General features: G+C 72.6%; 32 protein-coding genes and 1 pseudogene. 15 read left to right on the top strand and 18 right to left on the bottom strand.

Translation table 11 applies throughout. From position 1 onward, the window contains the following. Positions 1-44: 44 nt before the first annotated feature. Positions 45-1,043 carry a S1 family peptidase gene (locus AB0B35_RS31905; RefSeq protein ID WP_361052457.1) on the bottom strand — a complete coding sequence of 333 codons (999 nt, stop codon included), beginning with the start codon at positions 1,041-1,043 and terminating at the stop codon, positions 45-47. 277 nt (positions 1,044-1,320) lie between these two features. After that, positions 1,321-1,848 (bottom strand): PaaI family thioesterase, encoded by a 528-nt coding sequence (locus AB0B35_RS31900; RefSeq protein ID WP_361052454.1) that lies wholly within the window; start codon positions 1,846-1,848, stop codon positions 1,321-1,323. A 55-nt stretch (positions 1,849-1,903) separates the two neighbouring features. Between AB0B35_RS31900 and AB0B35_RS31895 the strand changes: the two genes are divergently transcribed. Both AB0B35_RS31895 and AB0B35_RS31890 read left to right on the top strand, forming a co-directional pair. Then, positions 1,904-2,404 (top strand): helix-turn-helix domain-containing protein, encoded by a 501-nt coding sequence (locus tag AB0B35_RS31895; protein WP_361052452.1) that lies wholly within the window; start codon positions 1,904-1,906, stop codon positions 2,402-2,404. A 133-nt stretch (positions 2,405-2,537) separates the two neighbouring features. After that, on the top strand, positions 2,538-3,347 hold the full coding sequence (locus AB0B35_RS31890) for an ATP-grasp domain-containing protein (RefSeq protein ID WP_361052449.1): 810 nt from the start codon (positions 2,538-2,540) through the stop codon (positions 3,345-3,347). Positions 3,348-3,401: 54 nt separating this feature from the next. Here the strand turns inward: AB0B35_RS31890 and AB0B35_RS31885 are convergent, their stop codons facing one another. Together AB0B35_RS31885 and AB0B35_RS31880 are read right to left on the bottom strand one after the other, a co-directional pair. After that, on the bottom strand, positions 3,402-3,929 hold the full coding sequence (locus AB0B35_RS31885; RefSeq protein ID WP_361052446.1) for a hypothetical protein: 528 nt from the start codon (positions 3,927-3,929) through the stop codon (positions 3,402-3,404). 151 nt (positions 3,930-4,080) lie between these two features. Then, positions 4,081-5,049 carry a LysR family transcriptional regulator gene (locus AB0B35_RS31880; protein WP_361052443.1) on the bottom strand — a complete coding sequence of 323 codons (969 nt, stop codon included), beginning with the start codon at positions 5,047-5,049 and terminating at the stop codon, positions 4,081-4,083. Positions 5,050-5,190: 141 nt separating this feature from the next. Between AB0B35_RS31880 and AB0B35_RS31875 the strand changes: the two genes are divergently transcribed. Beyond that, the gene (locus AB0B35_RS31875) at positions 5,191-6,795 is read left to right on the top strand and encodes an MFS transporter (protein WP_361052441.1); all 1,605 of its coding nucleotides are present in this window, start codon (positions 5,191-5,193) and stop codon (positions 6,793-6,795) included. Here the strand turns inward: AB0B35_RS31875 and AB0B35_RS31870 are convergent. Next, positions 6,756-7,331, bottom strand: coding sequence for a TIGR03086 family metal-binding protein (locus AB0B35_RS31870; protein ID WP_361052438.1), 576 nt, complete (start codon positions 7,329-7,331; stop codon positions 6,756-6,758). The two genes, AB0B35_RS31875 and AB0B35_RS31870, sit on opposite strands and share 40 nt — an antisense overlap. Before the next feature lie 189 nt (positions 7,332-7,520). On the opposite strand from AB0B35_RS31870, the gene AB0B35_RS31865 reads away from it, so the two are divergent. Together AB0B35_RS31865 and AB0B35_RS31860 are read left to right on the top strand one after the other, a co-directional pair. After that, entirely contained in the window at positions 7,521-8,774 is a 1,254-nt protein-coding gene (locus AB0B35_RS31865) for an SGNH/GDSL hydrolase family protein (protein WP_361052435.1), read from the top strand. 115 nt (positions 8,775-8,889) lie between these two features. Continuing rightward, complete coding sequence (locus tag AB0B35_RS31860; RefSeq protein WP_361052433.1) at positions 8,890-10,140, top strand: ATP-grasp domain-containing protein; 1,251 nt, start codon at positions 8,890-8,892, stop codon at positions 10,138-10,140. A gap of 9 nt (positions 10,141-10,149) precedes the next feature. On the opposite strand, the gene AB0B35_RS31855 is transcribed toward AB0B35_RS31860, so the two are convergent. From AB0B35_RS31855 to AB0B35_RS31835, 5 genes and pseudogenes are all read right to left on the bottom strand, one after another. Then, positions 10,150-11,013: a hypothetical protein gene (locus AB0B35_RS31855; protein WP_361052430.1), complete on the bottom strand. Its 864-nt coding sequence runs from the start codon at positions 11,011-11,013 to the stop codon at positions 10,150-10,152. 126 nt (positions 11,014-11,139) lie between these two features. Continuing rightward, positions 11,140-11,676 (bottom strand): peptide deformylase, encoded by a 537-nt coding sequence (gene def / locus AB0B35_RS31850; RefSeq protein ID WP_361052427.1) that lies wholly within the window; start codon positions 11,674-11,676, stop codon positions 11,140-11,142. After that, positions 11,673-12,344 (bottom strand): DUF3105 domain-containing protein, encoded by a 672-nt coding sequence (locus AB0B35_RS31845; protein WP_361052425.1) that lies wholly within the window; start codon positions 12,342-12,344, stop codon positions 11,673-11,675. The genes def and AB0B35_RS31845 overlap by 4 nt, the downstream gene beginning before the upstream one ends. A 140-nt stretch (positions 12,345-12,484) precedes the next feature. After that, a complete protein-coding gene (locus AB0B35_RS31840; RefSeq protein ID WP_361052574.1) occupies positions 12,485-12,664 on the bottom strand; it encodes a hypothetical protein in 180 nt (59 codons plus the stop codon). Beyond that, positions 12,661-12,759, bottom strand: a pseudogene (locus AB0B35_RS31835) (acylphosphatase); the annotation flags it as partial. The gene AB0B35_RS31840 and the pseudogene AB0B35_RS31835, both read right to left, overlap by 4 nt. A gap of 22 nt (positions 12,760-12,781) precedes the next feature. Between AB0B35_RS31835 and polX the strand changes: the two are divergent. Beyond that, positions 12,782-14,509: a DNA polymerase/3'-5' exonuclease PolX gene (polX, locus tag AB0B35_RS31830; RefSeq protein ID WP_361052422.1), complete on the top strand. Its 1,728-nt coding sequence runs from the start codon at positions 12,782-12,784 to the stop codon at positions 14,507-14,509. Between the two features lie 117 nt (positions 14,510-14,626). On the opposite strand, the gene AB0B35_RS31825 is transcribed toward polX, so the two are convergent. From AB0B35_RS31825 to AB0B35_RS31815, 3 genes are all read right to left on the bottom strand, one after another. Beyond that, positions 14,627-15,526: a dienelactone hydrolase family protein gene (locus AB0B35_RS31825; RefSeq protein WP_361052419.1), complete on the bottom strand. Its 900-nt coding sequence runs from the start codon at positions 15,524-15,526 to the stop codon at positions 14,627-14,629. A gap of 91 nt (positions 15,527-15,617) precedes the next feature. After that, entirely contained in the window at positions 15,618-16,691 is a 1,074-nt protein-coding gene (locus tag AB0B35_RS31820) for a hypothetical protein (protein ID WP_361052416.1), read from the bottom strand. Beyond that, the gene (locus tag AB0B35_RS31815; protein WP_361052413.1) at positions 16,688-17,272 is read right to left on the bottom strand and encodes an RNA polymerase sigma factor; all 585 of its coding nucleotides are present in this window, start codon (positions 17,270-17,272) and stop codon (positions 16,688-16,690) included. The genes AB0B35_RS31820 and AB0B35_RS31815 overlap by 4 nt, the downstream gene beginning before the upstream one ends. Positions 17,273-17,509: 237 nt before the next feature. Here AB0B35_RS31815 and AB0B35_RS31810 point away from each other — a divergent pair, with 237 nt between their 5' ends. Together AB0B35_RS31810 and AB0B35_RS31805 are read left to right on the top strand one after the other, a co-directional pair. Next, complete coding sequence (locus tag AB0B35_RS31810) at positions 17,510-18,778, top strand: FAD-dependent oxidoreductase (RefSeq protein WP_361052410.1); 1,269 nt, start codon at positions 17,510-17,512, stop codon at positions 18,776-18,778. 79 nt (positions 18,779-18,857) lie between these two features. Next, a complete protein-coding gene (locus tag AB0B35_RS31805; protein ID WP_361052407.1) occupies positions 18,858-19,469 on the top strand; it encodes a histidine phosphatase family protein in 612 nt (203 codons plus the stop codon). A 118-nt stretch (positions 19,470-19,587) separates the two neighbouring features. On the opposite strand, the gene AB0B35_RS31800 is transcribed toward AB0B35_RS31805, so the two are convergent. After that, a complete protein-coding gene (locus AB0B35_RS31800; protein ID WP_360528432.1) occupies positions 19,588-20,028 on the bottom strand; it encodes a VOC family protein in 441 nt (146 codons plus the stop codon). A 10-nt stretch (positions 20,029-20,038) separates the two neighbouring features. Continuing rightward, positions 20,039-20,530, bottom strand: coding sequence for an AraC family transcriptional regulator (locus tag AB0B35_RS31795; protein WP_361052404.1), 492 nt, complete (start codon positions 20,528-20,530; stop codon positions 20,039-20,041). Between the two features lie 129 nt (positions 20,531-20,659). Between AB0B35_RS31795 and AB0B35_RS31790 the strand changes: the two genes are divergently transcribed. Continuing rightward, positions 20,660-21,226 (top strand): GNAT family protein, encoded by a 567-nt coding sequence (locus tag AB0B35_RS31790; protein WP_361052401.1) that lies wholly within the window; start codon positions 20,660-20,662, stop codon positions 21,224-21,226. 19 nt (positions 21,227-21,245) lie between these two features. Here AB0B35_RS31790 and AB0B35_RS31785 read toward each other — a convergent pair whose 3' ends face one another. Beyond that, positions 21,246-21,749: a macro domain-containing protein gene (locus tag AB0B35_RS31785; protein WP_361052398.1), complete on the bottom strand. Its 504-nt coding sequence runs from the start codon at positions 21,747-21,749 to the stop codon at positions 21,246-21,248. Between the two features lie 53 nt (positions 21,750-21,802). Here AB0B35_RS31785 and AB0B35_RS31780 point away from each other — a divergent pair, with 53 nt between their 5' ends. After that, positions 21,803-22,048, top strand: coding sequence for a DUF5522 domain-containing protein (locus AB0B35_RS31780; RefSeq protein ID WP_361052395.1), 246 nt, complete (start codon positions 21,803-21,805; stop codon positions 22,046-22,048). A 69-nt stretch (positions 22,049-22,117) separates the two neighbouring features. Next, entirely contained in the window at positions 22,118-22,597 is a 480-nt protein-coding gene (locus AB0B35_RS31775; RefSeq protein WP_361052392.1) for a GNAT family N-acetyltransferase, read from the top strand. A gap of 245 nt (positions 22,598-22,842) precedes the next feature. Here AB0B35_RS31775 and AB0B35_RS31770 read toward each other — a convergent pair whose 3' ends face one another. Then, entirely contained in the window at positions 22,843-23,604 is a 762-nt protein-coding gene (locus AB0B35_RS31770) for a hypothetical protein (RefSeq protein ID WP_361052390.1), read from the bottom strand. A 117-nt stretch (positions 23,605-23,721) separates the two neighbouring features. On the opposite strand from AB0B35_RS31770, the gene AB0B35_RS31765 reads away from it, so the two are divergent. After that, positions 23,722-23,961, top strand: a complete 240-nt coding sequence (locus AB0B35_RS31765; RefSeq protein WP_361052387.1) for a hypothetical protein — start codon at positions 23,722-23,724, stop codon at positions 23,959-23,961. Positions 23,962-24,040: 79 nt separating this feature from the next. Here AB0B35_RS31765 and AB0B35_RS31760 read toward each other — a convergent pair whose 3' ends face one another. Next, a complete protein-coding gene (locus tag AB0B35_RS31760; RefSeq protein WP_239167130.1) occupies positions 24,041-24,274 on the bottom strand; it encodes a DUF6158 family protein in 234 nt (77 codons plus the stop codon). A gap of 178 nt (positions 24,275-24,452) precedes the next feature. Between AB0B35_RS31760 and AB0B35_RS31755 the strand changes: the two genes are divergently transcribed. Genes AB0B35_RS31755 through AB0B35_RS31745 form a run of 3 tightly spaced genes read left to right on the top strand, consistent with a single transcriptional unit; the run spans position 24,453 to position 25,987 of the window. Further along, positions 24,453-25,193: a CBS domain-containing protein gene (locus AB0B35_RS31755; RefSeq protein WP_361052384.1), complete on the top strand. Its 741-nt coding sequence runs from the start codon at positions 24,453-24,455 to the stop codon at positions 25,191-25,193. Positions 25,194-25,219: 26 nt separating this feature from the next. After that, complete coding sequence (locus tag AB0B35_RS31750; protein ID WP_360528465.1) at positions 25,220-25,405, top strand: hypothetical protein; 186 nt, start codon at positions 25,220-25,222, stop codon at positions 25,403-25,405. An 18-nt stretch (positions 25,406-25,423) separates the two neighbouring features. After that, entirely contained in the window at positions 25,424-25,987 is a 564-nt protein-coding gene (locus AB0B35_RS31745; RefSeq protein WP_361052381.1) for a GNAT family N-acetyltransferase, read from the top strand. Positions 25,988-26,006: the final 19 nt, after the last annotated feature.

The raw sequence follows: 26,006 nt of genomic DNA, 5'->3' as shown, positions 1-26,006 counted from the left end.
GACGACGTGTCGACCGGCCCGTGCGGGATCGCCGCGTCCGGCCGTCAGTAGACGGAGACGTTGTACTTGCCGAGTGCCTCCACCACGGGCTGGAAGTAGGTGATGCCGCCGGTCCGGCAGTTGCCGGAGCCGCCGGAGGTGAGGCCGAGCGCAGTGCTGCCGGAGTAGAGCGGGCCGCCGCTGTCGCCGCCCTCGGCGCAGATGTCGGTGCGGATCATGCCCTTGACCGTGCCCTCGGCGTAGTGCACTGTCGCGTTCAGGCCGGTCACCGTGCCCGAGCGGGTGCCGGTGGTGCTGCCGCGACGGGTCGCCGACTGGCCGACCACCGGGTTCGCGGCGGAGCTGAAGCCGCCGGTCTTGGTGACGGACGTGTTGGTGTACCGCACGATGCCGTAGTCGTTGCCCGGGAAGCTGGTGCCGGTCCGGTCACCGAGCTTGGTGGTGTGGGTGGCGTTGGAGAACCATTCGGTGGCCAGGTCGGTGCAGTGCCCAGCGGTCAGGAAGTAGTACGTGCTGCCGTTGCGCACGTTGAAGCCGAGCGAGCAGCGGTATCCGCCGCCGTAGATCGCGTCGCCGGCCCCGATGGTCGGTGTGAGCCGCCCGGCGACCGCCTGTAGTCGGGCCGCGCCGCCGGAGCGGGCGATCGCCTGCGCCAGGCCCGTGTAGCGCGCGCCGGTGACGGTGCTGTCGACGTCGACGACGATCTGGTTGCTCACCGGGTCGACGGACCAGGCGGTGCCGACCAGGCCGCGGTCCAGCGCCGCGATGAGCCGGTCGAGCTGCCGGGTGCTGCGGGTGACGAGGCGCGCCTGCGCGCCGGTGGCGCGTACCGCGTCGGCGGCCGCGGCGTCGGTGACGTTGACGACGGTGCGGCCGGTGGCGTCGATGTGGCTGCCGGCGCTGCGGTCGTCGCCCAGCGAGGCGGCGAGGGCGGCGCCGTCCACGGGGGACGGTGTCGCCTGGGCGGGTGCGGTGATCCCGACGAGGCCGGCTGCCACGGTGGCGGCAGTGGCGATCGCCAGGGCGATTCTGGTGGGTTTCACATGTCCTCCCCTGATGAGTTCCACCCGGTGGGGCGGATGCGCATCGATTGATGGACATGCTTGCAAGCTGATGGGCGGGTGCTCAACCGGCCTTCGGGGGGTACGCCGTCACGCCGCCCGCGACACGGGAGGTGTCACGGGCGACGTCGGGACCAGGTGGGCCGGTCGCGCCACGACGCCCGGCGCGGTGGTCCTTTTCCCAGGTGATCCCGGAGGTGAGGTTAAGAAGGTGCCCTTCCTCTACGTATGGCGATGGGAAGGTGCCCTTCCTTTGGCCTTATGCGTCGAAGATGAGGCAGGAGGAGGTGGCGTGGGCCAGGAGGCGGCCTCGGTCGTCGGTGAGCTGGGATTGCGCGAGGGCGGTGCGGCGACCGCGGGAGATGACCGTGCCCTCGCAGCGCAGCATGCCGGAGTCGACGCTGACGGGGCGGAGGAACTTCGTGGTCAGGTCCAGGGAGGTGTAGCCGACGCCGGCGGGCAGGGTGCTGTGCACGGCGCAGGCGGCGGCGGTGTCGAGCAGGGTGGCCAGGATGCCGCCGTGCACGCCGCCGAGCGGGTTGTAGTGGAACTCCTGGGCGCGCATGGTGACCACGACGCGGCCCTCCTCGGCCTCCAGGCCGTCCATGCCGAGCAGGTGCATCACCGGCGGCGCCGGGAGCTCACCGCGCGACATCGCCTGCAGCAACTCCAGGCCGCTGAACCGGCCCAGCTCGGCGGCGTTGCGGCGCGGGTCGGACCAGGAGAAGGTGCGCGTGCGCTCCGCGGTCGCCAGGGTCGCGGTCGGCTCGGTCTGGGTCTGGGTCATGGACTCAGCCTGGCAGGCGGTTGCTGAGTCTGTCAACGAGACTTAGCCTGGTGGGGTGAGACCTACCGCACTCGACTGGTCGGCCGAGAACTGCACCGTCGCCCGGGCCATGGCCGTGCTCGGCGAGCGCTGGACGCTGGTGGTGCTGCGGGAGGTCTTCAACGGCATCCGCCGATTCGAGGACATGCGCGAGCACAGCGGCATGCCCCGGCAGGTGCTGACCAACCGGCTCAACATGCTGGTCGAGCAGGGCGTGCTGCACCGGGTGCCGTACCGGGAGCCCGGCGAGCGCGAGCGCCACGAGTACCGGCTGACCGAGAAGGGCTTCGACCTGTATCCGGTGCTGGTCGCCGTACGGGAGTGGGGCGACCGGTATCTCGCCGATCCGGCGGGGCCGCCGGTGGACATGGTGCACCGGGACTGCGGGTCGGCCGTGCACGTGTCGCTGGCCTGCGCCGACGGGCACGAGGTGGGCTCGCCCCGGGAGGTGGTGACCCGGCCCGGGGCGGGGGCGATCCGGCGGGGGCGTACGCCCACCGCCGCGGAAGCGGCCTGATCCGGCCCGGCGGCGGACCGCGGCGCCCTCGCCCGTGCTCGCCGGTTGACCGGCGTCGGTGTGCCGCGACCGGTCTGCGACGACCTGGCATCGGGCTGGCCCCGCGCCGCGCGGGCTGGCAGCATGGCGCGGCGTGGAACGAGTGCTGATCCTGCCGCCGCGAGTGACCGAGACCGGGCTTGCCTTCTCCGACGCCGCGCGCCGGCGCGGCATGCGCGTCGAGACCCTGCACACCTGGCGGCTGCCCGAGCACCTGGCGGGGCACCCCGGTGCGCACCTCTATGCCGGGCCGCTGTTCGCCGACGCGGTCGGGGCGGAACTCGGCGCGGGGCTGCTGGAGCCTGATCAGGACTGGCTCGCCCGGCTGCCGCGCGAGGCGACCCGTCGCGAGATCGTGTTCACGACGCTCGCGCGGGCGCGCCTGCTGGACCGGCCCGCGTTCGTGAAGCCGCCGGACGACAAGAGCTTCCCAGCCGGGGTCTACGTGTCCGGGGCGGGCCTTCCCGGGCCGGACGTACTGGCGGACGACGCTCCGGTGCTGGTCAGTGACGTGGTGCGGTTCGAGGTGGAGTTCCGGCTGTTCGTGGCGGCGGGCCGGGTATGTGCCGTCAGCAGGTACGCCGTGGACGGGGAACTGGATCTCGCCGCGTACGCGGAGGACCCGCGGTGCGCGGAGGCGGCGGCTTTCGCGTCGGAGCTGTTCTCCGCGGGGATGCCTGAGCTGCCGAGCGCGGTGGTGGTCGACGTCGGGCTGCTCGCCGACGCGGGGACCGGGCGTCCGGAATGGGCGGTGATCGAGGCGAACGCGGCCTGGGCGAGCGGGCACTATGCGGCCGACCCGGACGGGGCGCTGGACGTCGTGCTCGCGGCGAGCCGCCCGGTGGCCGGGATCGCGCCGGATGACCGGCGTTTCCTGCGCCGCCTGTCGTCGGTGACGCGCTGATTCGCTCCGGTCGTCCGGCCCCGCGCCGTGCCTGGCCGGCGGGGCCGATACCGGTCAGGCGCGGGTGCTGCCGCCACACGGGGTGACGGTGATGGAGGTGAAGCCCTGCTGGGCGGTGGCGCCCTGAACGGTCACGGTGACGAAGATGTTGGTCGCCGCGCCGGTGAAGTGTTTCTTCTCCAGCTTGGGCAGGGTCGCGGTGTACCGGGCCATGGTGGCGTCGCGGGTCAGCGTGACCTCGCCGGTGTAGTTGCCGCCGGTCATCGCGTACCGCGCCATGGCGGTCACCGGCGTGCCGCCGTCGGCGATCTCCGCGGTCACCGCGACGGTCTGGGGCAGGGCACCGCCGCAGGTCGGGTTGCCGACGGCGGCCACATTGGACTCGACGCGGCTGATGGTGGCCCCGGCGGACGTCGTGGCGGCGGCCGGGCTCCCGGTGGGCTGCGCGGCGGCGGGCGAGGTGGCGACATCGGGCGCGGCCTGGTCGCGGGTCCACGAGTCGCCGACCCCGATGCAGCCCTGCAGGCTGAACATGGTCACCACCGCGAGCACCGCCGTCACCGGCGCACGGAATCTGATCACCGTCTGAGCTTAGCCAGGCTAACGGCGTTCGTGGGATCACCACCGCATCCGATCCCGCCACCGGGCTACCTGTCCGGACCTACCCGCCCCCGCTAAGTGATCATGAAGTTGTGGCAGCGACACGCCGTCGAACACGGCCATAAGTTCATGATCAACGCGACGGGTGGGGGTGGTGGGTGAGCCAGCGGGTGTAGGCGGGGGATTGGTGGGTGGCGTCGGTGTAGGACTCTTCGGCGTAGCGGATGAGGCGGGGGGCCACGCGGGCGGCGGGGGAGTCGGGGTGCCAGCCGAGGAGGTGGCGCCAGTGCAAGGGAGTGCCGGCCAGGGGGACGGTGCGCACGCCGGCGATCTCGCGGAAGGTGGGCTGGCACAGGGCCACGACGCTGCCGCCGCGGACCAGGTCGGAGCAGCCGCCGAGGTCGCTCTCGTGGATCGGGCTGGGGGTGAAGCCGGCCCGGGCGCAGGCGGCGGCGAAGCAGTCGGCGAAGCAGCCGTCGCCGGGAGTCGCCGCCCAGCGCGAGCCGGCCAGGTCGGCCAGCTCGATCTCGTCGGCGTCGGCGTACGGATGCGAGGCGGGCAGCAGCACGAAGACCGGCGCGGTCGCGACGGTGTGCCAGATCAGGCGGCCGTCGTCGGGCGGGCTGGTCTCGCCGCAGGCCCCGATGAACGCGAAGTCGAGCCGGGCGTCGGCCAGCATCGCCGCCAGCTCCGCCGACGACCATGACGGGTACGTGCTCAGCAACGCGCTGGGCTGCGCGGCGGCCAGCCGGTGCACGACACCGCCGATGAGCGGGCCGTTCACCGCGCCGATGCGGTAGCCGGGCAGTCCGTCGCCGCCGGAGTCGCGGGCCAGCCCGGCGAAGCGGGTCGCCTCGTCCTGCAACCCCTGCACCGCGGGCAGCAGCACCCGGGCGCGGGCCAGCACCAGCTCGCCGAGCGGGGTGGGGCGGGCGCCGCGGCGGTCGCGTTCGAACAGGCGGCCGCCGAAGGCCTGCTCGATGCGCTGCAACTGGGTGGTGAGGGCGGGCGCGGCCAGACCGAGGACCGCCGCCGCCTTGGTCACGCTGCCGGCGTCGGCTATCGCGCAGACCACCCGCAGGTGCCGCAGCTCCAACCTCACCCGCTGATGTTATGGCCGCACCGGCGGTCCGGGAAGGTGCTGGGCGCGATCACCCGATCGGCCGATATGGACGGAGATCGAAACACGTCGGTAGGGTCGATCCGCACGACGGCCCGGCCGGGCCTGGTCCAGGAGGTGGCGATGCGGCGCAGAGCGGCACTGATCGGGCTGCTCGGCGCCGAGCTGGTGTCGACCGTCGGCTCGCGCATGTCGTTCCTGGCCATTCCATGGCTGGTCCTGGTGACGACCGACGACCCGACGAAGGTCGGCGTGGTGGCGTTCGCCGAGGCGCTGCCGTACATCCTGGCCGGGATCTTCGGCACGCCGCTGGCGGACCGGTTCGGGGTGCGCGAGGTGTCCATCGGCACCGACCTGGGCAGCGCGCTGGTCGTCGGTGCGATCGCGGCATTCGGCGGCAGTGACTTCACCGTGCTGGTGGTGCTCGTCGCGACGCTGGGCGCGCTGCGGGGGGTGGGCGACAAGTCGAAGCGGGTGCTGCTGCCGCCGGTGGTGGAGGCGTCGGGCACGCCGATGGCGCGGGTCACCGCGGTCTTCTCCGCGCTCAACCGGATGGCGATGGTGATCGGCGCGGCGGTGGCCGGTGTGCTGATCGCCTGGCTCGGCCCGGTCGGCGCGATCTGGGCCGACGCGGCGACCTTCGCGGCCTGCGCGGGCGTCGTGGTGGCGCTGGTGCGCGTCACCCGGGAGCAGAACCACCCGGCCCGTGGCACGCAGGAGTCCTACTGGCAGGGGCTGCGCACCGGGTTCGGCTTCGTGCGGCGGGAGCGGCTGCTGCGCAGCCTGGTCGGCATGATGTTCGTGACGAACCTGTTCAACCAGGCCAGCGCGGTCGTGTTCATTCCGATGTGGGTACGCGAGCATCTCGGCTCGCCGGTGGCGCTGGGCTGGATCGGCGGGGCCTTCGCGCTCGGCGCGATCGCGGGCGGGGCGGCGTTCGCGGCGCTGGTGACGCGGCTGCCGCGCTACGCGACCCTCGTCATCGGATACTTCGTCGGCGGCGCGCCGCGCTTCCTGGTGCTGGCGCTCAGCGACGACCTGCGGGTGGCGCTGGCCGTGTCGTTCGTGTCCGGGGTGGCCATGTCCTCGGTGAACCCGACGTACGGGCTGCTGATGTTCGAGCGGGTGCCGCGGGCGATGCAGACCCGGGTGTTCGGGCTGACCGGCGCGATCACGTTCGGCGGCATCCCGCTCGGCGGCATGGTCGGGGCGTGGGCGGTGGAGACGCTCGGCCTGTCCGGCGGGCTGTGGCTGGCGGGGGCGGCGTACTTCGCGGCCACGCTGACACCGGTGGCCGGGTGGCGGCTGTGGCGGCAGATCGACGACATCAAGCCGGGTAGGGCCGCCCCGGACCTGCCCCTGTGGCAGGAGTACCTGTCCGAGCTGGGCCGCCGGATGGGCCTGGTGGACACCGGGCCGGCCGTGCCGGTGTCGGTGACGCTGGTGTACGCCGGGGGCGGCTGGACCGTCACCGCACGCCGGGGCAGGCGGCGGCTGGCACGGCCGTACGCCGTCACGTCCGCCGCGGCGCTCCAGCACGTCGCCGCGCTGGAGCTGCCCGAGGTGTACGAGACGGTGGAAGAGGTGCACCTGGCCCGCCGCCGGGACGCCGAGCGGCGGGTGGCGGTGGTGCGGGCGAACCTGCGCGAGCTCGAGTCGACGCTGACCGAGCTGCGGGCCGCGTCGGCTCAGTGGCCGTCCGGCCAGCCGGGGGAGCGGCCCAGGTAGGCGACGAGCCGGTCGCCGGGCGAGGCGTCCGCGGCCGGTTCGACCATGACGCCGAAGGCCTTGCTGGGGCGGTCGGTGGGCCAGCGCAGCGCGATCTTCATGGCCGACGCGCTCAGGTCAGGGTCGAGCGTGGCGTCCGCGCCGGTCGACTTGGCCACGTCCCAGGCGTGCACCAGGAAGTCGACGAAGTGCATGCCGAGCACCGTCTGCGCGGTGAAGGTCCCGTAGCCGTACACCTCGATCTTGCGGTCCAGCAGCGTCTTCGCGCTGAACGCCTTGGTGACCAGGGTGACGGAGTCGGCGAACGCCCGGCGCGGGTCGGCGGGCGGGGTCAGGTCGTCCCAGACGGCCGGATCGGTGGGCTTGCCGGCCGCCGCCGCGGCGAAGCCGCGATTGTGGCCGATCATGTGCCCGATCAGCTGGCCGAGGGTCCAGTCGCCGCACGGCGAGGGCCGGGCGAGATCGGCGCGCTTGACTCGGTTCACGGCCGAGGCGGCCGCGGCGAGCGCACGCCGGTCGAGGTCACGAAGGTCCATATCTCGCACCATAGTGGCGCAGCTCGGTGCGCTCCACCGCTCACACCGCCAGGCGGTAAAGCTGTCCGGACCGTCCAATCAGCTGAGTCGGCAGATATTGACTAGTGCAAACATTTCTTCGTAATTTGGGTGCCGCACACCCCCCACGACGGTGCGTGGCTCGCTGCCCGCCCAAGGAGGTTCTCCCCTGTGAAGCACCCCTCGACGCGGCGGGCGCTGCTCGCCGCGGCCCTGCTGGCCACGACCCTCGGCGTGCTGGCCGGGCCCGGTGGCGGGGCCACCGCGGGCGCGAAGGACGAGTGGGTCGGCTCCTGGTCTGCCGCGCCCACCGGGGCGGGCGCGGGCCTGTCCGGCACCGGCTTCGCCGACCAGACGATCCGCATGATCGTGCACACCTCGGTGGGCGGCAGCGCGGCGCGGATCCGGCTGTCCAACACCTTCGGCGCCGGCGCGGTGACCATCGGGCACGCCACCGTGGCCCGCCCCGACGCGGCCACCCCGGCGCTCACCGACGTGCTGCCCGCCAGCGTCGCCGAGCTGACCTTCAACGGCGCGCCCGGCATCACCATCCCCAAGGGCGGCCAGGTCGTCAGCGACCCGCTGCCGGTGGCCGTGCCCGAGCTGTCCGACCTGGTGGTCAGCATCTACCTGCCGGTCGCCACCGGCCCGGCGACCTGGCACTGGACCTCGCGGCAGGCGACGTACTACGGCAGCGGCGACACCGTCGCCGAGCCCACCGGCGCGACCCTGACCGGCACCCGCAACTCGTGGTTCTTCCTCACCGGCGTCGACGTGCTCAGCCGCAGGTCGCCGGGTTCGGTGGTGGTGCTCGGCGACTCGATCACCGACGGCAGCCAGTCCACGATCAACGGCAACGCCCGCTGGACCGACCGGCTGGCCGCGCGCCTGCTGGCCGGGCACGCCCCGCACACCGAGGTCGGCGTGCTCAACCAGGGCCTGGCCGGCAACGCGGTGAGCCACGACGGCACCGAGATCGGGTACGCCGAACTGGGCGTCAACGGCCTGGCCCGGCTGCAGCGCGACGTGCTCAGCCAGACCGGCGTGCAGACGGTCGTGCTCGCGCTGGGCATCAACGACCTGCAGATCTACGCCGACCCGGCCGACAAGGTGATCGGCGGGCTGCGGCAGCTCGCCGCCCAGGCCCGGCTGGCCGGGGTGGACGTGGTGATCTCCACGATCACGCCGTTCGAGGGCTTCTCGTCCTGGACGCCGGAGAAGGAGCAGAGCCGCCTGGCGATCAACGAGTACCTCCGCACCCACCGGGCCGAATTCACCGGCGTGGTCGACTTCGACCAGCTGCTGCGGGACCCGGCCGCGCCGTCGAAGCTGCGGGCGGAGTGGGACAGCGGCGACCACATCCACCCCAACGACGCCGGATACCAGGCCATGGCCGAATTCGTGCCGCTGTGGCTGCTGTCGTGAGCCGCCGCGCTCGCACCTAGATACATCGACGGCGGTTGACATCACGGGATCGGCGCGTGAGGCTGTGCGTGCCGATCCCGCATATCGGACACCAACGGGGTCGAGAGGAAGAGGCATGGCCGTCCACGACGATCGTCCGCTGCTGCTGATGGTCCGCACCGGCAAGCGCGAGTTCCGCGAGTACCTGCTCCGCTCGCTGGCCCCGGCCTACCGGGTGCACGTGTTCACCGGGGTCGCGCCGACCTGGGAGCTGGACTACGTCACCGGCGCGACCGAACTGGGCAGCCTGCTGGATGTGACGGCGATGGCCGAGGCCGCCCAGCGGCTGCCCGACGGCCCGGTCGCGGGCGTGTTCACCTGGGACGAGGCGCGCACGCTGCAGACCGCCGAGCTGGCCGTGGCGCTGGGACTGCCCGGCGACCCGGCGGTGACCGCGCGCTGCCGCGACAAGCTGCTGACCCGCCGCGCCCTGGCCGCCGCCGGGGTCGCCCAGCCCGCGTCGGTGCCGGTGGGCTCGCTGTCGCAGGCCTTCGCCGAGGCCGCCCGGATCGGCTACCCGGTCATCCTCAAGCCCAGCGACCTAGCGCTCAGCGTCGGCGTGATCAAGGTGGCGGGGCCTGAGGAGCTGGCTGCGGCGTACGAGTTCACCAGCGCGGTGCGGCACGGAGCGCTACCGGACTGGCGGCCGCAGGTGCTGCTGGAGGAGTACGTCGACGGCGAGGAGATCAGCGTCGACGCGGCGGTCCACGACGGTGTGGTGACGCCGCTGTGCCTGGCCCGCAAGGAGATCGGGCACCCGCCGTACTGCATCGAGATCGGGCACTACGTGCACGGCGACGACCCGCTGCTGCACGATCCGCAGCTGCTGGGGCTGCTGCAGGACGCGCACACGGCGCTCGGGTTCCGCGACGGGGTCACCCATACCGAGATCAAGCTGTCCTCGCGTGGGCCGCGCATCATCGAGGTGAACGGGCGGCTGGGCGGGGACATGATCCCGTACCTGGGCCTGCGCGCCACCGGCGTCGACGTGGCGCTGGCCGCCGCCGCCGTGGCCTGCGGGCTGCCCCCGGCCGCCGTACCCGACCGCAAGCTGGTGGCGGCGGTGCGCTTCTTCTACCCGGCGCGGCCCGGCACCGTCATCGAGACCCTGGCGTTCGACCGGGCCGGGCTGCCGAGCGCCGTGGACGAGCTCGCGCTGCTGGCCGAACCCGGCGACCGGCGCTCACCGCCGCCGCAGGGCACGGTCAACGGCCGGGTGGCGTACGCCACCGCCGTCGCCGCCACGGCGGCCGAGTGCGAGCGGGCGCTCGACGCCGCGGGCGCGGCGCTGCGGGTCAACGGCGAGCCGCCGGCCGAGCACGGCTGACGCGCCGGGTCACCACTCGTAGCCGAGGCGCTCCACGAGGTCGCCGTAGCGGGCCCGGAACGCGGCGAGGTGCTCGGCGGCGAGATGGTTGCGCCAGTCGCCGGCGACCCCGCGCCGGTAGTGGCTGTGCACGTCCTCCTGGCCCGGCTCGCGTCCCTTGGCCAGGCGGCTGAACGAGAACCGGGCGCAGGCGTCGGCCACGTACGCGCCGGGCAGGCGGCGCAGCGGCAGCCGGGGCAGCACGTGGCGCGGGTACGCCAGTGCCTTCGGGATGCCCCGGCGGGCGGCGACGTTCCAGCGGACCGCGGCCATCCGGGCCTGCTCCGGGCCGGAGCCCTCCGGCGTGAGCAGGTCCAGGTGGTGCAGGATCTGGGTCCAGGACTTCACCGGGTCGGTGATGGCGTCCTCCATGCGCACCTCCAGCACCCCCGGGCGGGCGTAGTCCCACTGCGCCATCGGGTCCAGGAACATGCCGCTGAACTCCACCTCGGCCAGCAGGCCGCTGGCCTCATCGAGGGCACGCAGATTGCGCCGGTGTGTCACCAGCTCGGGCCAGGGCACCCCGCCGACCACCTCGGGGTGGCTGTTGAGGTGGCTGAAGTAGCCGGAGACCACGATGTCGCGCGGGTCGCGGATGAGGTGGAACGCCCGCGTCTCGGGCAGCGTGTCGACCCATTCCGGCTTCGCGTTGGTCATGATCAGGAGATCGGGGCGGGTGGCCCGCACGTAGTCGCCGAGGCTGTCGTGGGGCGCCCACTGGTCCGGCACGTGAATCGTGTCGACCTTGAGGTTCAGCGCGAAGGCCGCCTCGTGCAGGATGGATCTGGCCCAGGTCGACGCAGACTTGTGGCGCGCGAAATACGCACGAAGCACCGGTTCACTCCCTGACGAAAGTCCTGATGGGACGCATTGTCGACGCGGCACGATAGCTGCGTTGACAATAAATACATCTATGCAGGAAGTGTTAACAGTGTCAAGAACGTGAATATGGTGCGGCGGTCAGTCCGGCGCCAGCCCGGCGGCCTTGAGGATCTTCTTGCGCTCCTTGGCGGTCAGCCGGTCCACGTAGACCGTGCCGTCCAGGTGATCGCACTCGTGCTGCAGGCACCGCGCGACCAGCTCCGCGCCCTCGATGCGCACCGGCTCGCCGTGCATGTCCACCCCGGTCACCGCCGCGACCGCCGTACGCGCCACCTCGCCGCGCTGGCCCGGCACCGACAGGCAGCCCTCCCCGGACACCGCCAGCTCGCGCGGCGGCGGGGGCAGCTCCAGGACCGGGTTGACTACGTGGGCCACCACGTTCGGACCGCCGGTCGTGTCGGGGCAGTCCATCACGAACACGCGCAGGCCGACGCCGATCTGGTTCGCGGCCAGGCCCACCCCGTTCGCCGCGTACATGCTGGCGAACATGTCGGCGACCAGCCGGTGCAGGTCCGGCCCGAAGTCGGTGACCTGCTCCGTGGGCCGGTGCAGCACCGGCGTGCCGTACATGGTGATGTCCCGGGCGACCCCGGCCCCGACGGCCTGCCCGCTCATGCCGCGGTCCCGGCGGGCGGCAGCTCCCCGGTCTCCCGGGTGCCGCCCGAGCACGGCGCGCCGACCTCGGGCGCGGCGTTGCGGCGGGCGGCGTTGATGAAGAAGTCGATGCGCGGGTCGTCCGCGCTGTCCACCTTGAGCTGGTAGCCCCAGGCCTGCAACGAGATCGCCTTGTCCTGGCTCGGGTACGGGCTCAGCATCAGGTAGTCGCGCCCGGACACCTTCGCCGCCAGCGCCCGGACGTCGCCGTCGCCGAGACCGGGCCGGTAGGTGATCCACACCGCGCCGTGCTCCAGGCTGTGCACGGCCCGCTCGCTGGCGATCGGCGCGTCGTAGACCGCCCCGGAGCAGTTCTGCCAGGTGCCGTTGTGCTGCCCGCCGACCGGCGGCTGCTGCGGGTAGACCACCGCACCCGGGGCGTGGTCCTGACTCAGCTCACCATCGGCCAGGTAGTTGCGCACCCCGTCGATCCCGGCGAGCTGCTGCTGCCACGTCCCGGTCGGCGCGACCGCGGTCGTCCCACCCGGCTTCTCGGTCCCGGCCCGCAGGTAGTAGAACAGCGCCCCGGCCACCCCGAGGCAGCAGCAGAGCAGCACGGCCACCCCGCCCGCGACCCACGCCCACACGGGCACCGCCGGCTTGCGCGGCGTGTTCGTGTAATCCACCATGGCGCGGCCTCCCCAGGAACTCGATTCGCCGCGCCGATCCTATCGACCCCCACCTAGCTGTGCGGAAAGGAAGGGCACCTGCACATCGCCATAGGTAATGGAAGGGCACCTTCCCAACCTCGCGGGGCAGGAGGGGCAGGTCAGGCGGTGGGGCGGATGTCGAAGCCGGACAGGCCCTCGGGGCTCTCCTCGAAGACCGCCACGTCGTCGACGATGGCCAGCTCGGGGCCCTGCCGGGTCCAGGCGACGAGGCGGTCACGCCGTCGGGCGTACCCTCGAAGACGGCCTCCACCGTGCGGTCGGGCCGGTTGCGGACCCACCCGGCGACGCCCGCCGCCCGCGCCTGCTGCCGGCAGGTGTCGCGGTAGTAGACGCCCTGCACCTCACCCGAGACCACAACCCGCCTGCGGATCATCCATCAACCGTAGACTGGCGGCATGGCCCGGCCAAACGAGGTCGTCGCGGCGGCGCTGCAGGAGTACGCCGATCTCATCGCGATCACCGGTGGTGACGCCTTCCGGGCCCGCACCTACGAGAAGGCCGCGCGGGGCGTGGCCGGTCACGCCACCGACGTGGCGACGCTCGACCTGAAGGGTCTGGAGCAGATCCCCGGCGTCGGCAAGTCGACCGCCGAGAAGATCGTCGAGTTCCTCGCCACCGGCCGGATGGCGGCCCTGGAACAGCTGCGGTCGAAGGTGCCCGCGGGCGTGCTGGAGCTGATCGCGATTCCGGGGCTGGGCCCGGCGAAGGCCATGGCGTTGCATCGCGAGCTGGGCGTCTCCTCGGTTGACGAGTTGGTGCACGCGATCGAGGCGGGACGGCTGAGCGGCCTGCGCGGGTTCGGGGCGAAGACCGCGGCGAACATCCTGCACGGCATCGAGGTGCTGCGGCACAGCGGCGGCCGGGTGCTGGTCTCCGCGGCGCTGGAGGTCGCCGAGGAGGTCATCGCGGCGCTGTCGGCGCTGCCGGGGTGTGAGAAGTGCACGTATGCCGGGTCGCTGCGGCGCGGGCGGGACAGCATCGGCGACGTCGACATCCTGGTCGCCTCCCGCGACTCGAAGCCGATCATGGCAGCGTTCACGGAGCTGCCGCTCGTCGGGGAGGTCATCGCGGGCGGCCCGGCGAAGACGTCGATCCGCACCACGACCGGGCTGCAGGTGGACCTGCGGGTGGTGCCGCCGGAGTCGTGGGGCGCGGCGTTGCAGTACTTCACCGGCTCCAAGGAGCACAACATCCGGGTACGCGAGATCGCCGTGCGCAAGGGCCTGAAGCTGTCCGAGTACGGGCTGTTCCGCGCCGAGGACGACACGCTGCTCGTCTCGGAGACCGAGGAGGAGGTGTACGAGCGGCTCGGCCTGCCCTGGATCGCGCCCACCCTGCGCGAGGACCGCGGCGAGGTGGCCGCCGCCCGCAACGGCACCCTGCCGGACCTGGTCACCGAGGCCGACATCCGGGGCGACCTGCACACGCACACGAACCTCACCGACGGGGTGTCCACGCTGGAGGAGATGCTGGCCGCGGCACGGGCGCGCGGCTACCGCTACTACGCGGTCACCGACCACGCCAAGAACATGCCGATGCAGCGGATGACCGACGCGAAGATGCTCGCCCAGCGCAAGAAGCTGCGGGCGCTGGCCGGGGACGGCAAGATGGCGCTGCTGCACGGCAGCGAGCTGAACATCGACCCGGACGGCGCGGTGGACTGGGACGCGGACTTCCTGGCCGGGTTCGACATCTGCGTCGCCTCGGTGCACTCGCACTTCACGCAGACCCCGGCGGAGCTGACCGAACGGTTCGTGAGGGCGTGCGAGAACCCGTACGTCAACATCATCGGGCATCCGACGACGCGGCTGATCGGGCGGCGCAAGTCGGTCGAGCCCGACTGGGACGCCGTCTTCGACGCGGCCGCGGCGACCGGCACCGCGATGGAGGTGAACGCGTTCCCGGACCGGCTCGACCTGCCCGACGAGCTGATCATGCGGGCGCGCGAGCGCGGGGTGAAGTTCGCGATCAACACGGACTCGCACTCCACGGTGCACCTGGACATGCTGCGCTTCGGCATCGCGATCGCCCAGCGCGGCTGGCTGACCCCCGCCGACGTCATCAACACCTGGACGCTGACCAGGCTGAAAGCCTTCATCGCCGCCAAACGCCGAGGCGCCTGACCGGCGACAGCCACGGACCAGCCGCCGACTAGCACTGCCACCTGCGCCGTCATCGGCAAGAGGTTAAGAAGGTGCCCTTCCTCAACGAAAAACGATAAGAAGGTGCCCTTCCTCCGGTCAGGTGAGGTGGTCCGTTAGCCAGGTGGTGAGTTTGGTCCAGGCTTGGGCGGCGGCGGGGGCGTTGTAGCGGGCACCGGTGTCGTTGAAGAAGGCGTGGTTGACGTCGGGGTAGGTGACGATCTCGTACGTCAGGCCGGCCTTGCGCAGGGCGTCGCGGGCGGCGTCGCGGCTGGCGTTGACCCGGTCGTCGAGCTGGGCGTACACGCCGAGCACGGCGGCCTGGGGGGAGCCGGACAGGGAGGCGTCCGCGGGGAACGGGCCGTAGAAGGGGACGGCTGCCGACAGGCGGGGTTCGCCCGCGGCCAGCAGGGACCAGACCATGCCGCCGCCGAAGCAGAAGCCCGTCGCGCCGACGGTGTGCCCGGGGTTGCGCCGGAGCAGCTCGTCGATGCCGGCTCGCATGTCGGCGATGAACCGGGCCGGCGGGGCGGCGTTGAGCGCGGCGGTGGCCTGGGCGGGGTCGGTGAACGTCGCGGTGCCGCCCTCCTCGGAGAGCAGGTCGATGGCGAGCGCGGACCAGCCCGCCGCGGCCAGCCGGCCCGCGATCGAGGCGATGTGCTCGGTCAGGCCTTTGTTCTCGTGGACCACCAGCATCGACCCCTTGGGGGTGGGCGCGGCGGCCCAGCGGCCTTGCAGTTGCCCGTTCGGGCCGGGGAAGGTGATCGGCGTGGTGGGTGCGGGGCTGGGACCGGCCGGGCCGGTGATCGTGGGCGTCGGCGCTGCCTGCGGAGGTGTGGTGGTGCCGCGCTGTGCGTCGCACGCGGCCAGCAGCGGGGTCGCGACCGCCGCGCCGACGCCGAGCAGGCCCAGGCGGCGTAGCGCCTCGCGGCGGGAGATCAGACCGTCGGCGTAGTCGACGACGACCTCGCTCGACAGATATTCGCCCAACTCAGACATGTCTCATTCATACTCCCCCGACCGGGCGGGGTGCGGGAGCCGGGCCCCGCGCACGCGGCGCGGGGCCCGGCCGAGGCCGCCGGCGAGCGGATCAGCGCTCGTCGAGGCTGTCGACGATGTTCTGTCGCCAGGTGGCGTGGTAGTCGACGAGCGGGTCGAACTTCGGGCCGGTCCTGGGCGGGGTCAGGCGCAGCCGGTCGTCGAGGCTGATGCTGCGCCGGCCGACGGCCCACGCGGTGACCGGGTCGAACAGGATCTCGATCGCCGAGTTCCCGTCGGTCTGGCGGATCGCGACCAGCTCGATGTCATCGATCATGACCGTGCCGGCGGTGAGCCCGTCCATGCCCTGGAACGCGCGCAGCAGCGCGGCCCGCAGTTGCGGGCTGAGCAGGATGTCGCAGCTCTGGTAGAGGTAGGTCATGGCGTCCCAGAGCTGATGGTCCTTGGTAAACGTCTCGTTGTCGGGGACGTCGGCCCGCAGCAGGGCCAGCAGCGCCTGCGGTTCCGTTGTCAGTCCGGCAAGCCACTGCGGGGTCGGCGACGCGATGCTCGGGCCGTTGTCGCGCAGGAAGTTGCGGGCGTGCTCCAGGTCGCCCTCGCGGTCGGCGCGCCCGCTGTCGAACATGTTCTCGTCGCCGTTCAGCACCTTCAGCGGGATCATGCCCTGCGGGTCCAGCCACAACTCGCGCGGCTGGAACTCCACCGTCCCGGTCCAGCCGTCGGTGAGGTGGACGGCCCAGCCCTCGATGAGCACATGTACGAACTGCCCTGCTCGCAGGTCTACGGTCTGGGCGCGCGCGGCGGTGCGGGCGAGCTCTTCCAGCGCCGTGATCGCCTCCGGGGTGGTCCGCGTCAGCGCGGGGTTCGTGCCCCGCGCGGTGGGCAGCGGCTGGTGGGAGGCCTCGACCAGGGCGATGTTCGGGGTGGCGAACCGGTGGCCGCCGACGCCGCCGATGGTCACCGCGCCGAGCGCGACCGCCGTCACGGTCAGGCCCGCGGCTACCGGGACCAGCCATCGGGCCAGCCGCCGCGGAGCCCGGCCGCGTGCGGCGGCCTGCCGGGCGCTGAGCAGGTACCAGGTGCGGGAGACGGACTCGTCGGACGGGTCGGGCGAGCCCGGGGGCAGGTCGCGGACCGCGGTGAGGTCGGCGTCGGTGCGGGTCATCGGGAACCTCCGGGGGCGGCGAGCGCGGACTTGATCTTGGTGCGGGCGCGGTGCAGCGCCGACTGCACCGAGCCCAGCGGGATGCCGAGCGCCTGGGCGATCTCGGCGTACTCCAGCTCGGCGACGGCGAACAGCAGCAGCACCTCGCGCTGGCGGCGGGGCAGCTTGGCCAGGGCCGTCGCGACGCGGGCCACGGTGCGCTGCGCGTCGACGCGCTCCGCGGAGCGGGCGTCCGGCGCTACCTCGTCAGCGGCGTGGGACTGGGCCGCGGCCACGGCGCGCAGCGCTCGGACCTCGGTGCGGCGGTGGCGGCGCAGTAGGTTGCCGCAGATGCCGTACAGCCAGGGCAGCATCGCGCCGCGGGTGCTGTCGTACTGGTGGCGCTGCTCGTACGCGACGAGGAAGGTCTGCGCCACGACGTCCTCGGCGACCTGCTCGCCGACCCGCTGGGCCGCGTAGCGGAGCAGGTCACGCGCGTACGCGTCGAACATCGCGCCGAGGTCCGCCGGGTCGGGCGGCACCGCGGTCTCGGCCGGCGGGGCGGCACCCCGCGGCGGGTCGTGCTGGGTCGTCACGGTCATGCCAGTACTTGCCCGCACGTGTCGGCCATGTTCCCCGATTCCCCTCCAAGCGGTCGGCGCGGGCCGCGCACTTGCGTGGCCGAGATCGCCTCCGTGCTCCAGCCGCATCCGGTTGCCGGGACGGCGAGGTTACCGGGTCCACGCGGGTCCGCGCTCGCCCGGTTTCGCGGCGCGTTTTCCGGACGACTGTCGTGTTTCCATGGACCGGCGGACGGGCGATGCGGGAGGCTGGACGGCATGAGTGCGGACGAGCGGGTATTCGTCATCGTCGGTGCGTCGCTGGCCGGGGCCAGGGCCGCCGAGGCGCTGCGGGCCGAGGGGTTCACCGGCCGGGTGCTGCTGATCGGGCAGGAGGAGGAGGTGCCCTACGAGCGCCCTCCGCTGTCCAAGGGTTTCCTGCAGGGCAAGGACCCGCGCGAGAAGGCGTACGTGCACCCGCGCGAGTGGTATGCCGAGCAGGGCATCGAACTGATGCTCGGCCGTCGCGCGCTGGCGGTGAACCCGGCCGCCCGCACGGTGACGCTCGACTCCGACGAGCAGGTCTCGTACGACAAGCTGCTGCTGGCCACCGGCTCGAAGGTGCGCACCCTCGACGTGCCGGGCGCGGACGTGTCCGGGATCCACTACCTGCGCGCCTACCCGGACTCGGAGGCGCTGCGCCGGGCGCTGACGGTCGATCCGCGGCCCCAGGTCCTGGTCGTCGGCTCGGGCTGGATCGGTATGGAGATCGCGGCCGCGGCCCGGGGCTACGGCTGCCCGGTCACCGTCGTGACACCTGACCGCGCCCCGCTGCGGCACGTGCTCGGCGACGAACTGGCCGCGCTGTTCCGGGCGCTGCACGAGGCCAACGGGGTCGAGTTCCGGTTCGGCACCGGGGTGCGCGAGTTCGGCAGTCTGGACGGCGCGGTGCGCAGCGCGGTGCTCGACGACGGCAGCGAGCTGGCTGCCGACCTCGTGGCCGTCGGCGTCGGCATCCGGCCCGCCACCGAGCTGGCCGAGCAGGCGGGACTGGCGGTGGACAACGGCGTCGTCACCGACGCGGGCCTGCTCACCTCGGATCCGCACATCTACGCCTGCGGCGACGTGGCCTCGTCCCTGAACCCCCTGCTGGACAGACATCTGCGGACGGAACACTGGGCCAACGCCCGCGCCGGCGGCAAGGCGGCGGGCAAGGCGATGGCCGGTCAGGAGGTGTCCTACGCCCAGGTGCCGTACTTCTTCACCGACCAGTACGACCTGGGCATGGAGTACTGCGGCTGGGCAGGCCCCGGCGACTATGCGCGGGTCGTCTTCCGCGGCGACCCGTCCCTGCGCGACGGCAAGGCCCCCGAGGTGATCGCCTTCTGGCTCACCGACGACGACCGCGTGGTCGCCGCCATGAACATCAACATCTGGGACGTCCAGGACGACCTCGCAGCCCTGGTCAAAGCCGGCTTCGCCGGCACCCCCGCCGACCCCGCCCGCCTCACCGACCCGTCCGTCCCCCTCCCCGCCACCCTGCGTTGATCATGAACTTATGGCACGGGTCGGCGGCGTGTCGCTGACCTAACTTCATGATCATCGCGGCGGCCGTAGCATCTGTCCGATGGGGACGCGGCTGATCTTCGTGCGGCATGGGGAGTCGGTGCACACGGTCGAGCGGATCGTGGGCGGGCGTGCGGGGTGCCGCGGGCTGACGGAGCGGGGGCACGAGCAGGCGGCGGTGGCGGCGCGACGGCTGGCGGACGAGGTTTCGGGGCCGGTCGCGGTGTATTCGTCGGTGCTGCGGCGGGCGGTCGAGACGGCGGCCCCGATCGCGGCGGCGCTGGGGGTGGAGCCGGTCACCGACTGCGGGCTGTGCACCTGGCACTATCCGGCGTACGCCGACGGGCGGCCGCTGGCCGTGCTCAAGGGCGCCGAGCTGCCCGGCGGAGGTGTGCACCGGCCGTTCCAGCGGGAGAACGAGAGCTGGGCGGAGCTGGTGGTGCGCACCGGGCGGGCGATCATGGACATCGCGTACCGGCACGCGGGCGAGACGGTGGTGCTGGTCGGGCACAGCGAGACGGTCAACAGCTCGTTCCACGTGCTGGGGATGCAGCCGCTGCTGCGCGCGTTCGACACCGCGGTCGCGCCGGGCTCGCTCACGGAGTGGACCACCGACGGCGACCCGGCCACCTCGCCGCCCACCCGCTGGACCCTGCGCCGTTTCGCCGCCTGACCGGCGCGGCCCGTGACGACATGGCCGGTGGCCCGCGTTTCCGCAGGCCACCGCCCATGTGATGTTAAGAAGGGCACCTTCTACAACGCGGAGCGTTGTGAAGGTGCCCTTCCTTGCCTCAGTCGCGGGGGTAGTCGAAGTTCTCCGGGGTCCACTGCTTCTCTTCGACGAGGACCAGCCAGTTGCCGGAGTTGTCGCGCATCACGGCCTCGACGCCGTACGGGCGGTCGGCCGGCTCCTGGAGGAACACCACGCCCTTGGCGCTGAGCTCCTCGAACGTCTTGCGGCAGTCGTCGACGCTCAGGCCGAGCCCGCCCATCTCGCCCTTCTCCAACTGGCGGCGTACGAAGTCGGCGGCGTCGGCGTCCAGCGGCGGCCCCGGCGTCATCAGCGTGACCTGGAGTTCGGGCTGGCTGGGGTGGCGGACGGTCACCCAGCGGAAGCCCTCGCCCATGGTGATGTCGGTGCCGGGCTGGAAGCCGAGCACGTCGACGTAGAAGTCGCGGGCCTTGTCCTGGTCGAGGCAGTACACCGTGACCAGCGAGATGTTTGTGATCATGTTGGCAAGCCTAGGACTCGGCGCTGAGCTGGGGCTTCTCCGAGATTGCACTGTCTCGCTGGTTCCGGTTCGGGTGGCCGGTGGTGCCACCGAGGTCGAAGACGCCCCGCATGAACAGATAGCAGCCAGGCACGTGCGGCCCGCCCCGGGCGGCCCACCGGTCGCGGTAGCCCGTCGGGGTCTCCCCGGTCAGCGCCGAGAACCTGGTCGAGAACGAGCCGAGGCTGGCGAACCCGACGATCATGCACACCTCGGTCACCGTCAGGTTGGCCAGGCGCAGCAGGTCCTGGGCCCGCTCGATGCGGCGGCGGGTGAGGTAGCGGATCGGGGTCTCCCCGTACGCCGCCTCGAAGCAGCGGACGAAGTAGAACTTCGACACCCCGGCGACCCGGGCGAGCCGGTCCAGGTCGAGCGCTTCGGCATAATGGCGGTCGATGTGGTCGCGCGCCCGTCGCAGGTGGGGAAGCAGTTCCACCGCCACCGGCCGGTTCAGCCTCGCCATGGGTCCGAGCCTAGAGCGGGCCGCCGACGAAACCGGTCCGATCGCGGGGGCGGGCCTGTCGGTGGGCTCGCGGGGCAACCATGGGCTCCGCAGCGTGGTGGGATCCGGGCGAGATGGCAGACTCGCGCGATGACCGACGGACTGGTGCTCCCCGAACTCGACGCGGGCCCGTTCCTGCTGCGCGCCTTTCGGCCCGGCGACCTGCCGTTGCTGGAGGAGGCCGCGGCGGACCCGTACATCCCGGTGATCAGCTCGGTGCCGGTGCCGTACACCGAGGCCGAAGGGCTGGCGTTCGTCCGGCGGCAGCACGACCGCGCCCGCGAGTGTGTCGGGTACTCCCTGGCGATCGCCGACCGAGCCGAGGGCCGGGCGGTCGGCCAGATCGGGCTGTGGCTCACGGAGATCGGGGAAGGCCGCGCGGCGACCGGGTACTGGATCGCGCCCTCGGCGCGCGGGCGCGGGGCGGCCGGGCACGCGCTGGCGGCGGTGGCCCACTGGGCACTGGCCGACCTGGCGATCCCGCGGGTGCACCTGCACGTGGAGCCGTGGAACACCGCTTCGATTCGCACCGCGGAGCGGGCCGGGTTCCGCCGCGAGGGCCTGCTGCGCAGCTGGATGGAGCTGGGCGGTGAGCGGCGGGACATGCTGCTGTATGCCCGCTTGGCCGCCGATGGTCAGGCCGCGTCCACGCCCTGACCGAAGAGGCCGCTCGGGCTCAGCCGTTGAGGGCGTCGAGCAGCAGGTCGCGGGCGGTGGCGTCGAAGGCGACGAGGCGGATGCGCGCCACGCGAGTCGGGGTGGACCGCAGGGTCGTGACCGCGATGCGGGCCGCGCGCTCGGCGGGGAAGCCGTACACGCCGGTGGCGATCGCGGGGAAGGCGATGCTGTCCGCGCCCAGCTCGTCGGCCACTTCGAGGCAGCGGCGGTAGCAGGAGGCGAGGGTGTCGTCCTCGCCGTACGTGCCGCCCTCCCAGACCGGGCCGACCGTGTGGATCACGTGGCGGACCGGCGGATCCAGGTCGAACGCGGGAGTGGCCTTGGCGTCACCGGGGTCGCAGGGCGCGATCGCCCCGCCGGCGCGGGCCAGTCCGGGCCCGGCCGCGCGGTGGACCGCCCCGTCCACCCCGCCGCCGCCCAGCAGCGACTCGTTGGCCGCGGTCACGATGGCGTCGACGTCCTCGGCGGTGATGTCGCCGAGCACGACCTCGATGACGGTCATGCCGTCGATGATGTCACCGGAAGTCGGCGGGTGCCGCGCGGTATCGTCGCCGGATGGCCGCACCCCCGCAGCGATGGCCGCTGGCACCCCGTGAGCTGGACGAACCGCATCCGTCCCGGCTCCGCGAGGATCACCCGGAGCGGGCCGAGATCCTGGCCCGGCATACGGAGGCGCTGCGCGAGGGCTCGCCGGGTTACCTCGATCCGTCGTCCGGGCTGTTCGTGCTCAGCGCCGGCTTCCTTGCCAAGCGCGGTTTCTGCTGCACGCGGGGGTGCCGGCACTGCCCGTACGTGACCTGATCGGCAGGGCCTGGAGCGGGCCGGTCGGCGGGACGGACGCCGGGCGGCGGTTCGGCTAGCCTGCGGTTCGTGATCGAGGTGCGGCGAGCGGTGACGGGGGACGGGGCGGAACTGGTCAGGCTGCGGGCGGTGATGCTCGGCGCGATGGCGGGGCAGCCGGTCGAGCCGGGGCCGTGGCAGCGGGAGGCCATGGCGCTGCTGCGGGCGCGGCTGGAGGAGCCGGATCCGGTCATGGCGGCGTACGTGGTGGACGTGCCGGGTGGGGCGGGGCTGGCGGCGTGCGCGGTGGGCACGATCGATCTGCGGCTGGGCGGGCCGGGCAACCCGTCCGGGCGGACCGGGTACGTGTACAACGTGGTGACCGACGAGGCGTACCGCCGCCGGGGTTTCTCGCGGGCGTGTATGGAGGCGTTGCTGGGCTGGTTCGCCGAGCGCGGGGTGGCGACGGTCGACCTGCGGGCCACGGCCGACGGTGCGCCGCTCTACCGGGCGCTGGGGTTCGCGCCGGTTTCGCACACCGCGCTGCGGCTGGCCGTCGGGCGGCGGTGAGCTCGGCCGAAGCCCGCGCCGCGCATGGTCGGTCGGGGGACGCGCCGGAAACCGCCGGGTGTGATGATGACGCCAGATCTCAGCCGCGCCGGCGGCCGGGTCCCACGAGGTCCCCGGACGCGGCGTACCCACGCTGGGCACGACCTGGAGGCGTCAGGCGGGACCTGTCTCTGCATGGTGAGACAGGTCCCGGACTGTAAGCCCGTCGTTGCGCCATCCCGCCGCAGACCGGCCCGCATGCCGGGTTAATAAGGTGCCCTTCCTCTACGCATTTGGTTGGGAAGGTGCCCTTCCTTTGGGGGGAGGTTGAGGCGGCCGGTGAGGGTGGCGCGGAGGCGGAGCGTGGTGCCGGGGGGAGGGCTGGTGGGCAGGGTCGTGGCGGGGGCGGCGATGTCGAGGGCGATGGCGGGGTGGACGCTCAGGCGCAGCCAGTGGAAGGGTTCGCCGGTCAGGGTGTTGGTGCGTAGTTCGGCGAGGCGGACGGTGCCGTGCAGGCGGGCTCGGGGGGTCGGTGTCCAGGCCGGGTCGGCCTGGTGGGGACGGGTGAGGTCGTCGCAGACGAGGCCGGGCGGGGTGGGGCCGTCCGGGGTGGGCGGCGGCTGCGGTTCGAGGGATTCGGCCAGGGCGGACAGGGTGACCTGACCGCGCGGGAGGGCGCCGCCGGCGACGTGCAGGGCGGTGTGGTCCTCCAGGTGGACCGCGACGGGGCAGAGCAGGCCGCCGTCGGTCTCGTCGAGCAGGTCCATGACCGCGGTGCGGTCGTCGATCAGGCGGATGTTCTCGCAGGCCACTGCCACCGCGCCGCCGGCCAGTGAGGGCTGCATGTGGTGGATGCGGCCCCAGCGGGCCCGGGCCACCACCCGGGCGCCGGAGGCGTCGGTCCATACGTGGTCGCAGAAACGGCGGGAGTGGGGCACCGCCACGCCGTCGGTGACGACCGCCATGGTGAACCGCCGCAGGCCCTCTCGGGCGAGGTCGACGCCTATCGAAGCGAAAAGGCCTGTCACCTTGCCCTCCCCATCAAGGTCGGTCGGCCTTCCAACGTACCCCGCAACCGAGGGCTGTCCCGTTGAACGCGCCACGGTACGGTGGGCACTCGGCGCACGCGGGAGACGGAGGCAGAGATGTTCTGGTGGAGGAGGCGAAAGTCGGCCGCCGGCAAGTGGATTGTCGTGGTCAGCCGCGTTCGTCCGCTTGACCCGAATGGTGGCGGACGGGACGAGCTGCGCTGGCCGGAGCAGCGCGATGCCGAACACACCACCGAGTCCCGCGACGCCGCGGACAGCCTCGCGGGTCGGCTGACCGCCGCGGACGGCGTGCAGCAGGGCCAGCACCGGGTGAAGGTCCTCTTCACCGGTCACTGACCTGAACGGACACTCGGACAGCTCGTCCGGAAACGACCTTTTGCCCGTTTTGGAGTGACGGTGGCCGGCCGGGCCGCCGTCACTGGTCGGCGGGGCGCAACCGCCGCGGATCGGGATCGCGTTCGGGGAACCGCTGCAGGTACTCCAGCTCCAGCTCGCGGCTGCGCTGATCATGGTTGGCCAGCGCGTGGTCGGAGCCGTGCACGAACGTGTCGTGCCGCGTACGGTGCAGCGACGCCAGCTCGCGGGACAGCTCGTGGTTGCTCAGCGCGGCGGCGGGTATGCCGCTGCGGTCGGCCACGTCGGACCTCATCATGCACCTCCGGGTGGGTCAACCGGGCCGAACGGGCACGTCCGGCTCGGTACGATCACAGTGGGCATGTACCCACCGGTCGCGGTGGCTCACCTCTCCAGTCTGGCCTGCTCGGGTGGGCCGCACCGGCCGAACCGGGGCACGCCGGCCGAACGAGGCCGAATGAGGGGGTGCGCTGATGACGGTGCGGACCGTGCGCGAGGTGATGTCCGCGCCGGTGATCAGTGTGGGCACCGCGACGCCGTACAAAGAGATCATCGACCTGCTGGCCGAGCACGGGATCAGCTCCGTGCCGGTGCTGGACCCCGGCGGCCTGGTGGTCGGCATCGTCTCCGAGGCCGACCTGCTGCACAAACTGGCGCTGTCCGGCGAGGAGCCGCAGCGGCACCTGTTCGAGCGGCGGCGGCGCGCGGTCGCCCGCGCCAAGGCCGAGGGAGACCAGGCCGAGGACCTGATGACCAGCCCGGTGATCACGGTCGCGCCGGACGCCTCCGTCGTCGCGGCCGCCCGCCGCATGGAGGACGAGCAGCTCAAGCGGCTGCCGGTGGTGGACGCCGAGGGCATGCTGGTCGGCATCGTGTCGCGGCGCGACCTGCTGCGCACGTACCGCCGCTCGGACGAGGCGATCCGGCACGACGTCGTGCACGACATCATCCAGGGCATGCTCTTCGTGCAGCCGCCGGAGATCGACGCGACCGTGGACGAAGGCGTGGTGACCTTGACCGGCGGCACCGGCCGGCGCAGCTCGGCCCAGATCGCCGAGCGCCTGGTGCGCGGCGTGCCCGGCGTGATCGACGTGGTCAACGCGCTGACCTATGAGTACGACGACACCCCGCGCCTGGACAAGCGCTACGAGTTCAACGCAGAGGTGGATGGGCCCGAACGTCCCCGCGACGGCACGCTGGGGATCGTCGAGTAGGCAGGATCGAAGGAGCGGGAGGCCCGATGCCGATCCAGCGGGAGATGCGCAGCAAGCTGCGCTACCAGTCGAGTCAGACCAAGGAGCAGCTGCTCGGGATGGCCAAGAAGCTCAACGTCACCGGACGCTGGCACATGACCAAGGCCGAGCTGGTGCGGGCCATCGAGAAGGCGAACAACACGGCACGCCGCCACCGCGGCGACCAGGACTGATCAGGAGGACCACGGCCGGTGCTGATTCCGCTCGTTCCGGGCGACCTCGCTCCGGGCTCACCCGTGCTGGCCGAGCTCGCGCAGCTGTACGCCGGCAACGCCGCCTTCCACCGCCTCAGCGGCGAGTTCGGGCCCGACCCGGAGACCGTCAGCCCCGCCGAGGTGGCCGGCGCGCTCTCCGGTGAACTGGCGATGCCCGGCGTCGAGGTGCTCCTCGTGCGTGTGTCCCACCCCGAAGCCGCCCCCGACGCCGCCACCGAGCAAGGCGGCGCGGTCGAGGACGGCGGCGAGCCGCTGGCCGGTGTCGTGGCGCTGCTGGACACGCACCCGGTCGACGGCTTTCCGTGGATCGGGCTGCTGATGGTCGACGCGCGGCGGCAGGGCCGCGGGCTGGGTCGAGACGTGGCCGAGGAGGTCCACGAACGGCTGCGCCGCGCGGGCAGGCCCGGGGTGCGGCTGGCGGTGCTGGTGAACAACCCGGCCGCGCTCGCGTTCTGGAGCAGGCTGGACTACACCGAGATCGACCGCCGACCGGACCTCCAAGCCGGCCGCGACTGCGTCGTGATGCACCGCGACCTGTGACCCCGGCGCGCGACTAGGC

The organism is Catellatospora sp. NPDC049133 (genome assembly GCF_040648455.1).
Classification (GTDB): Bacteria; Actinomycetota; Actinomycetes; order Mycobacteriales; family Micromonosporaceae; genus Catellatospora; species Catellatospora aurea.
Note: the sequence above shows the minus strand (reverse complement) of the source record. Positions and strands in the feature narration are given on the sequence as shown.

Excerpts from the sequence above, each read along its gene's own strand:
- AB0B35_RS31900 (WP_361052454.1), bottom strand. The coding sequence starts at position 1,848 with ATGACCCAGACCCAGACCGAGCCGACCGCGACCCTGGCGACCGCGGAG.
- AB0B35_RS31875 (WP_361052441.1), top strand. The coding sequence starts at position 5,191 with ATGCGGCGCAGAGCGGCACTGATCGGGCTGCTCGGCGCCGAGCTGGTG.
- AB0B35_RS31870 (WP_361052438.1), bottom strand. The coding sequence starts at position 7,331 with ATGGACCTTCGTGACCTCGACCGGCGTGCGCTCGCCGCGGCCGCCTCG.
- AB0B35_RS31860 (WP_361052433.1), top strand. The coding sequence starts at position 8,890 with ATGGCCGTCCACGACGATCGTCCGCTGCTGCTGATGGTCCGCACCGGC.
- def (WP_361052427.1), bottom strand. The coding sequence starts at position 11,676 with ATGAGCGGGCAGGCCGTCGGGGCCGGGGTCGCCCGGGACATCACCATG.
- AB0B35_RS31845 (WP_361052425.1), bottom strand. The coding sequence starts at position 12,344 with ATGGTGGATTACACGAACACGCCGCGCAAGCCGGCGGTGCCCGTGTGG.
- polX (WP_361052422.1), top strand. The coding sequence starts at position 12,782 with ATGGCCCGGCCAAACGAGGTCGTCGCGGCGGCGCTGCAGGAGTACGCC.
- AB0B35_RS31825 (WP_361052419.1), bottom strand. The coding sequence starts at position 15,526 with ATGTCTGAGTTGGGCGAATATCTGTCGAGCGAGGTCGTCGTCGACTAC.
- AB0B35_RS31820 (WP_361052416.1), bottom strand. The coding sequence starts at position 16,691 with ATGACCCGCACCGACGCCGACCTCACCGCGGTCCGCGACCTGCCCCCG.
- AB0B35_RS31815 (WP_361052413.1), bottom strand. The coding sequence starts at position 17,272 with ATGACCGTGACGACCCAGCACGACCCGCCGCGGGGTGCCGCCCCGCCG.
- AB0B35_RS31810 (WP_361052410.1), top strand. The coding sequence starts at position 17,510 with ATGAGTGCGGACGAGCGGGTATTCGTCATCGTCGGTGCGTCGCTGGCC.
- AB0B35_RS31805 (WP_361052407.1), top strand. The coding sequence starts at position 18,858 with ATGGGGACGCGGCTGATCTTCGTGCGGCATGGGGAGTCGGTGCACACG.
- AB0B35_RS31800 (WP_360528432.1), bottom strand. The coding sequence starts at position 20,028 with ATGATCACAAACATCTCGCTGGTCACGGTGTACTGCCTCGACCAGGAC.
- AB0B35_RS31795 (WP_361052404.1), bottom strand. The coding sequence starts at position 20,530 with ATGGCGAGGCTGAACCGGCCGGTGGCGGTGGAACTGCTTCCCCACCTG.
- AB0B35_RS31790 (WP_361052401.1), top strand. The coding sequence starts at position 20,660 with ATGACCGACGGACTGGTGCTCCCCGAACTCGACGCGGGCCCGTTCCTG.
- AB0B35_RS31785 (WP_361052398.1), bottom strand. The coding sequence starts at position 21,749 with ATGACCGTCATCGAGGTCGTGCTCGGCGACATCACCGCCGAGGACGTC.
- AB0B35_RS31780 (WP_361052395.1), top strand. The coding sequence starts at position 21,803 with ATGGCCGCACCCCCGCAGCGATGGCCGCTGGCACCCCGTGAGCTGGAC.
- AB0B35_RS31765 (WP_361052387.1), top strand. The coding sequence starts at position 23,722 with ATGTTCTGGTGGAGGAGGCGAAAGTCGGCCGCCGGCAAGTGGATTGTC.
- AB0B35_RS31760 (WP_239167130.1), bottom strand. The coding sequence starts at position 24,274 with ATGAGGTCCGACGTGGCCGACCGCAGCGGCATACCCGCCGCCGCGCTG.
- AB0B35_RS31755 (WP_361052384.1), top strand. The coding sequence starts at position 24,453 with ATGACGGTGCGGACCGTGCGCGAGGTGATGTCCGCGCCGGTGATCAGT.
- AB0B35_RS31750 (WP_360528465.1), top strand. The coding sequence starts at position 25,220 with ATGCCGATCCAGCGGGAGATGCGCAGCAAGCTGCGCTACCAGTCGAGT.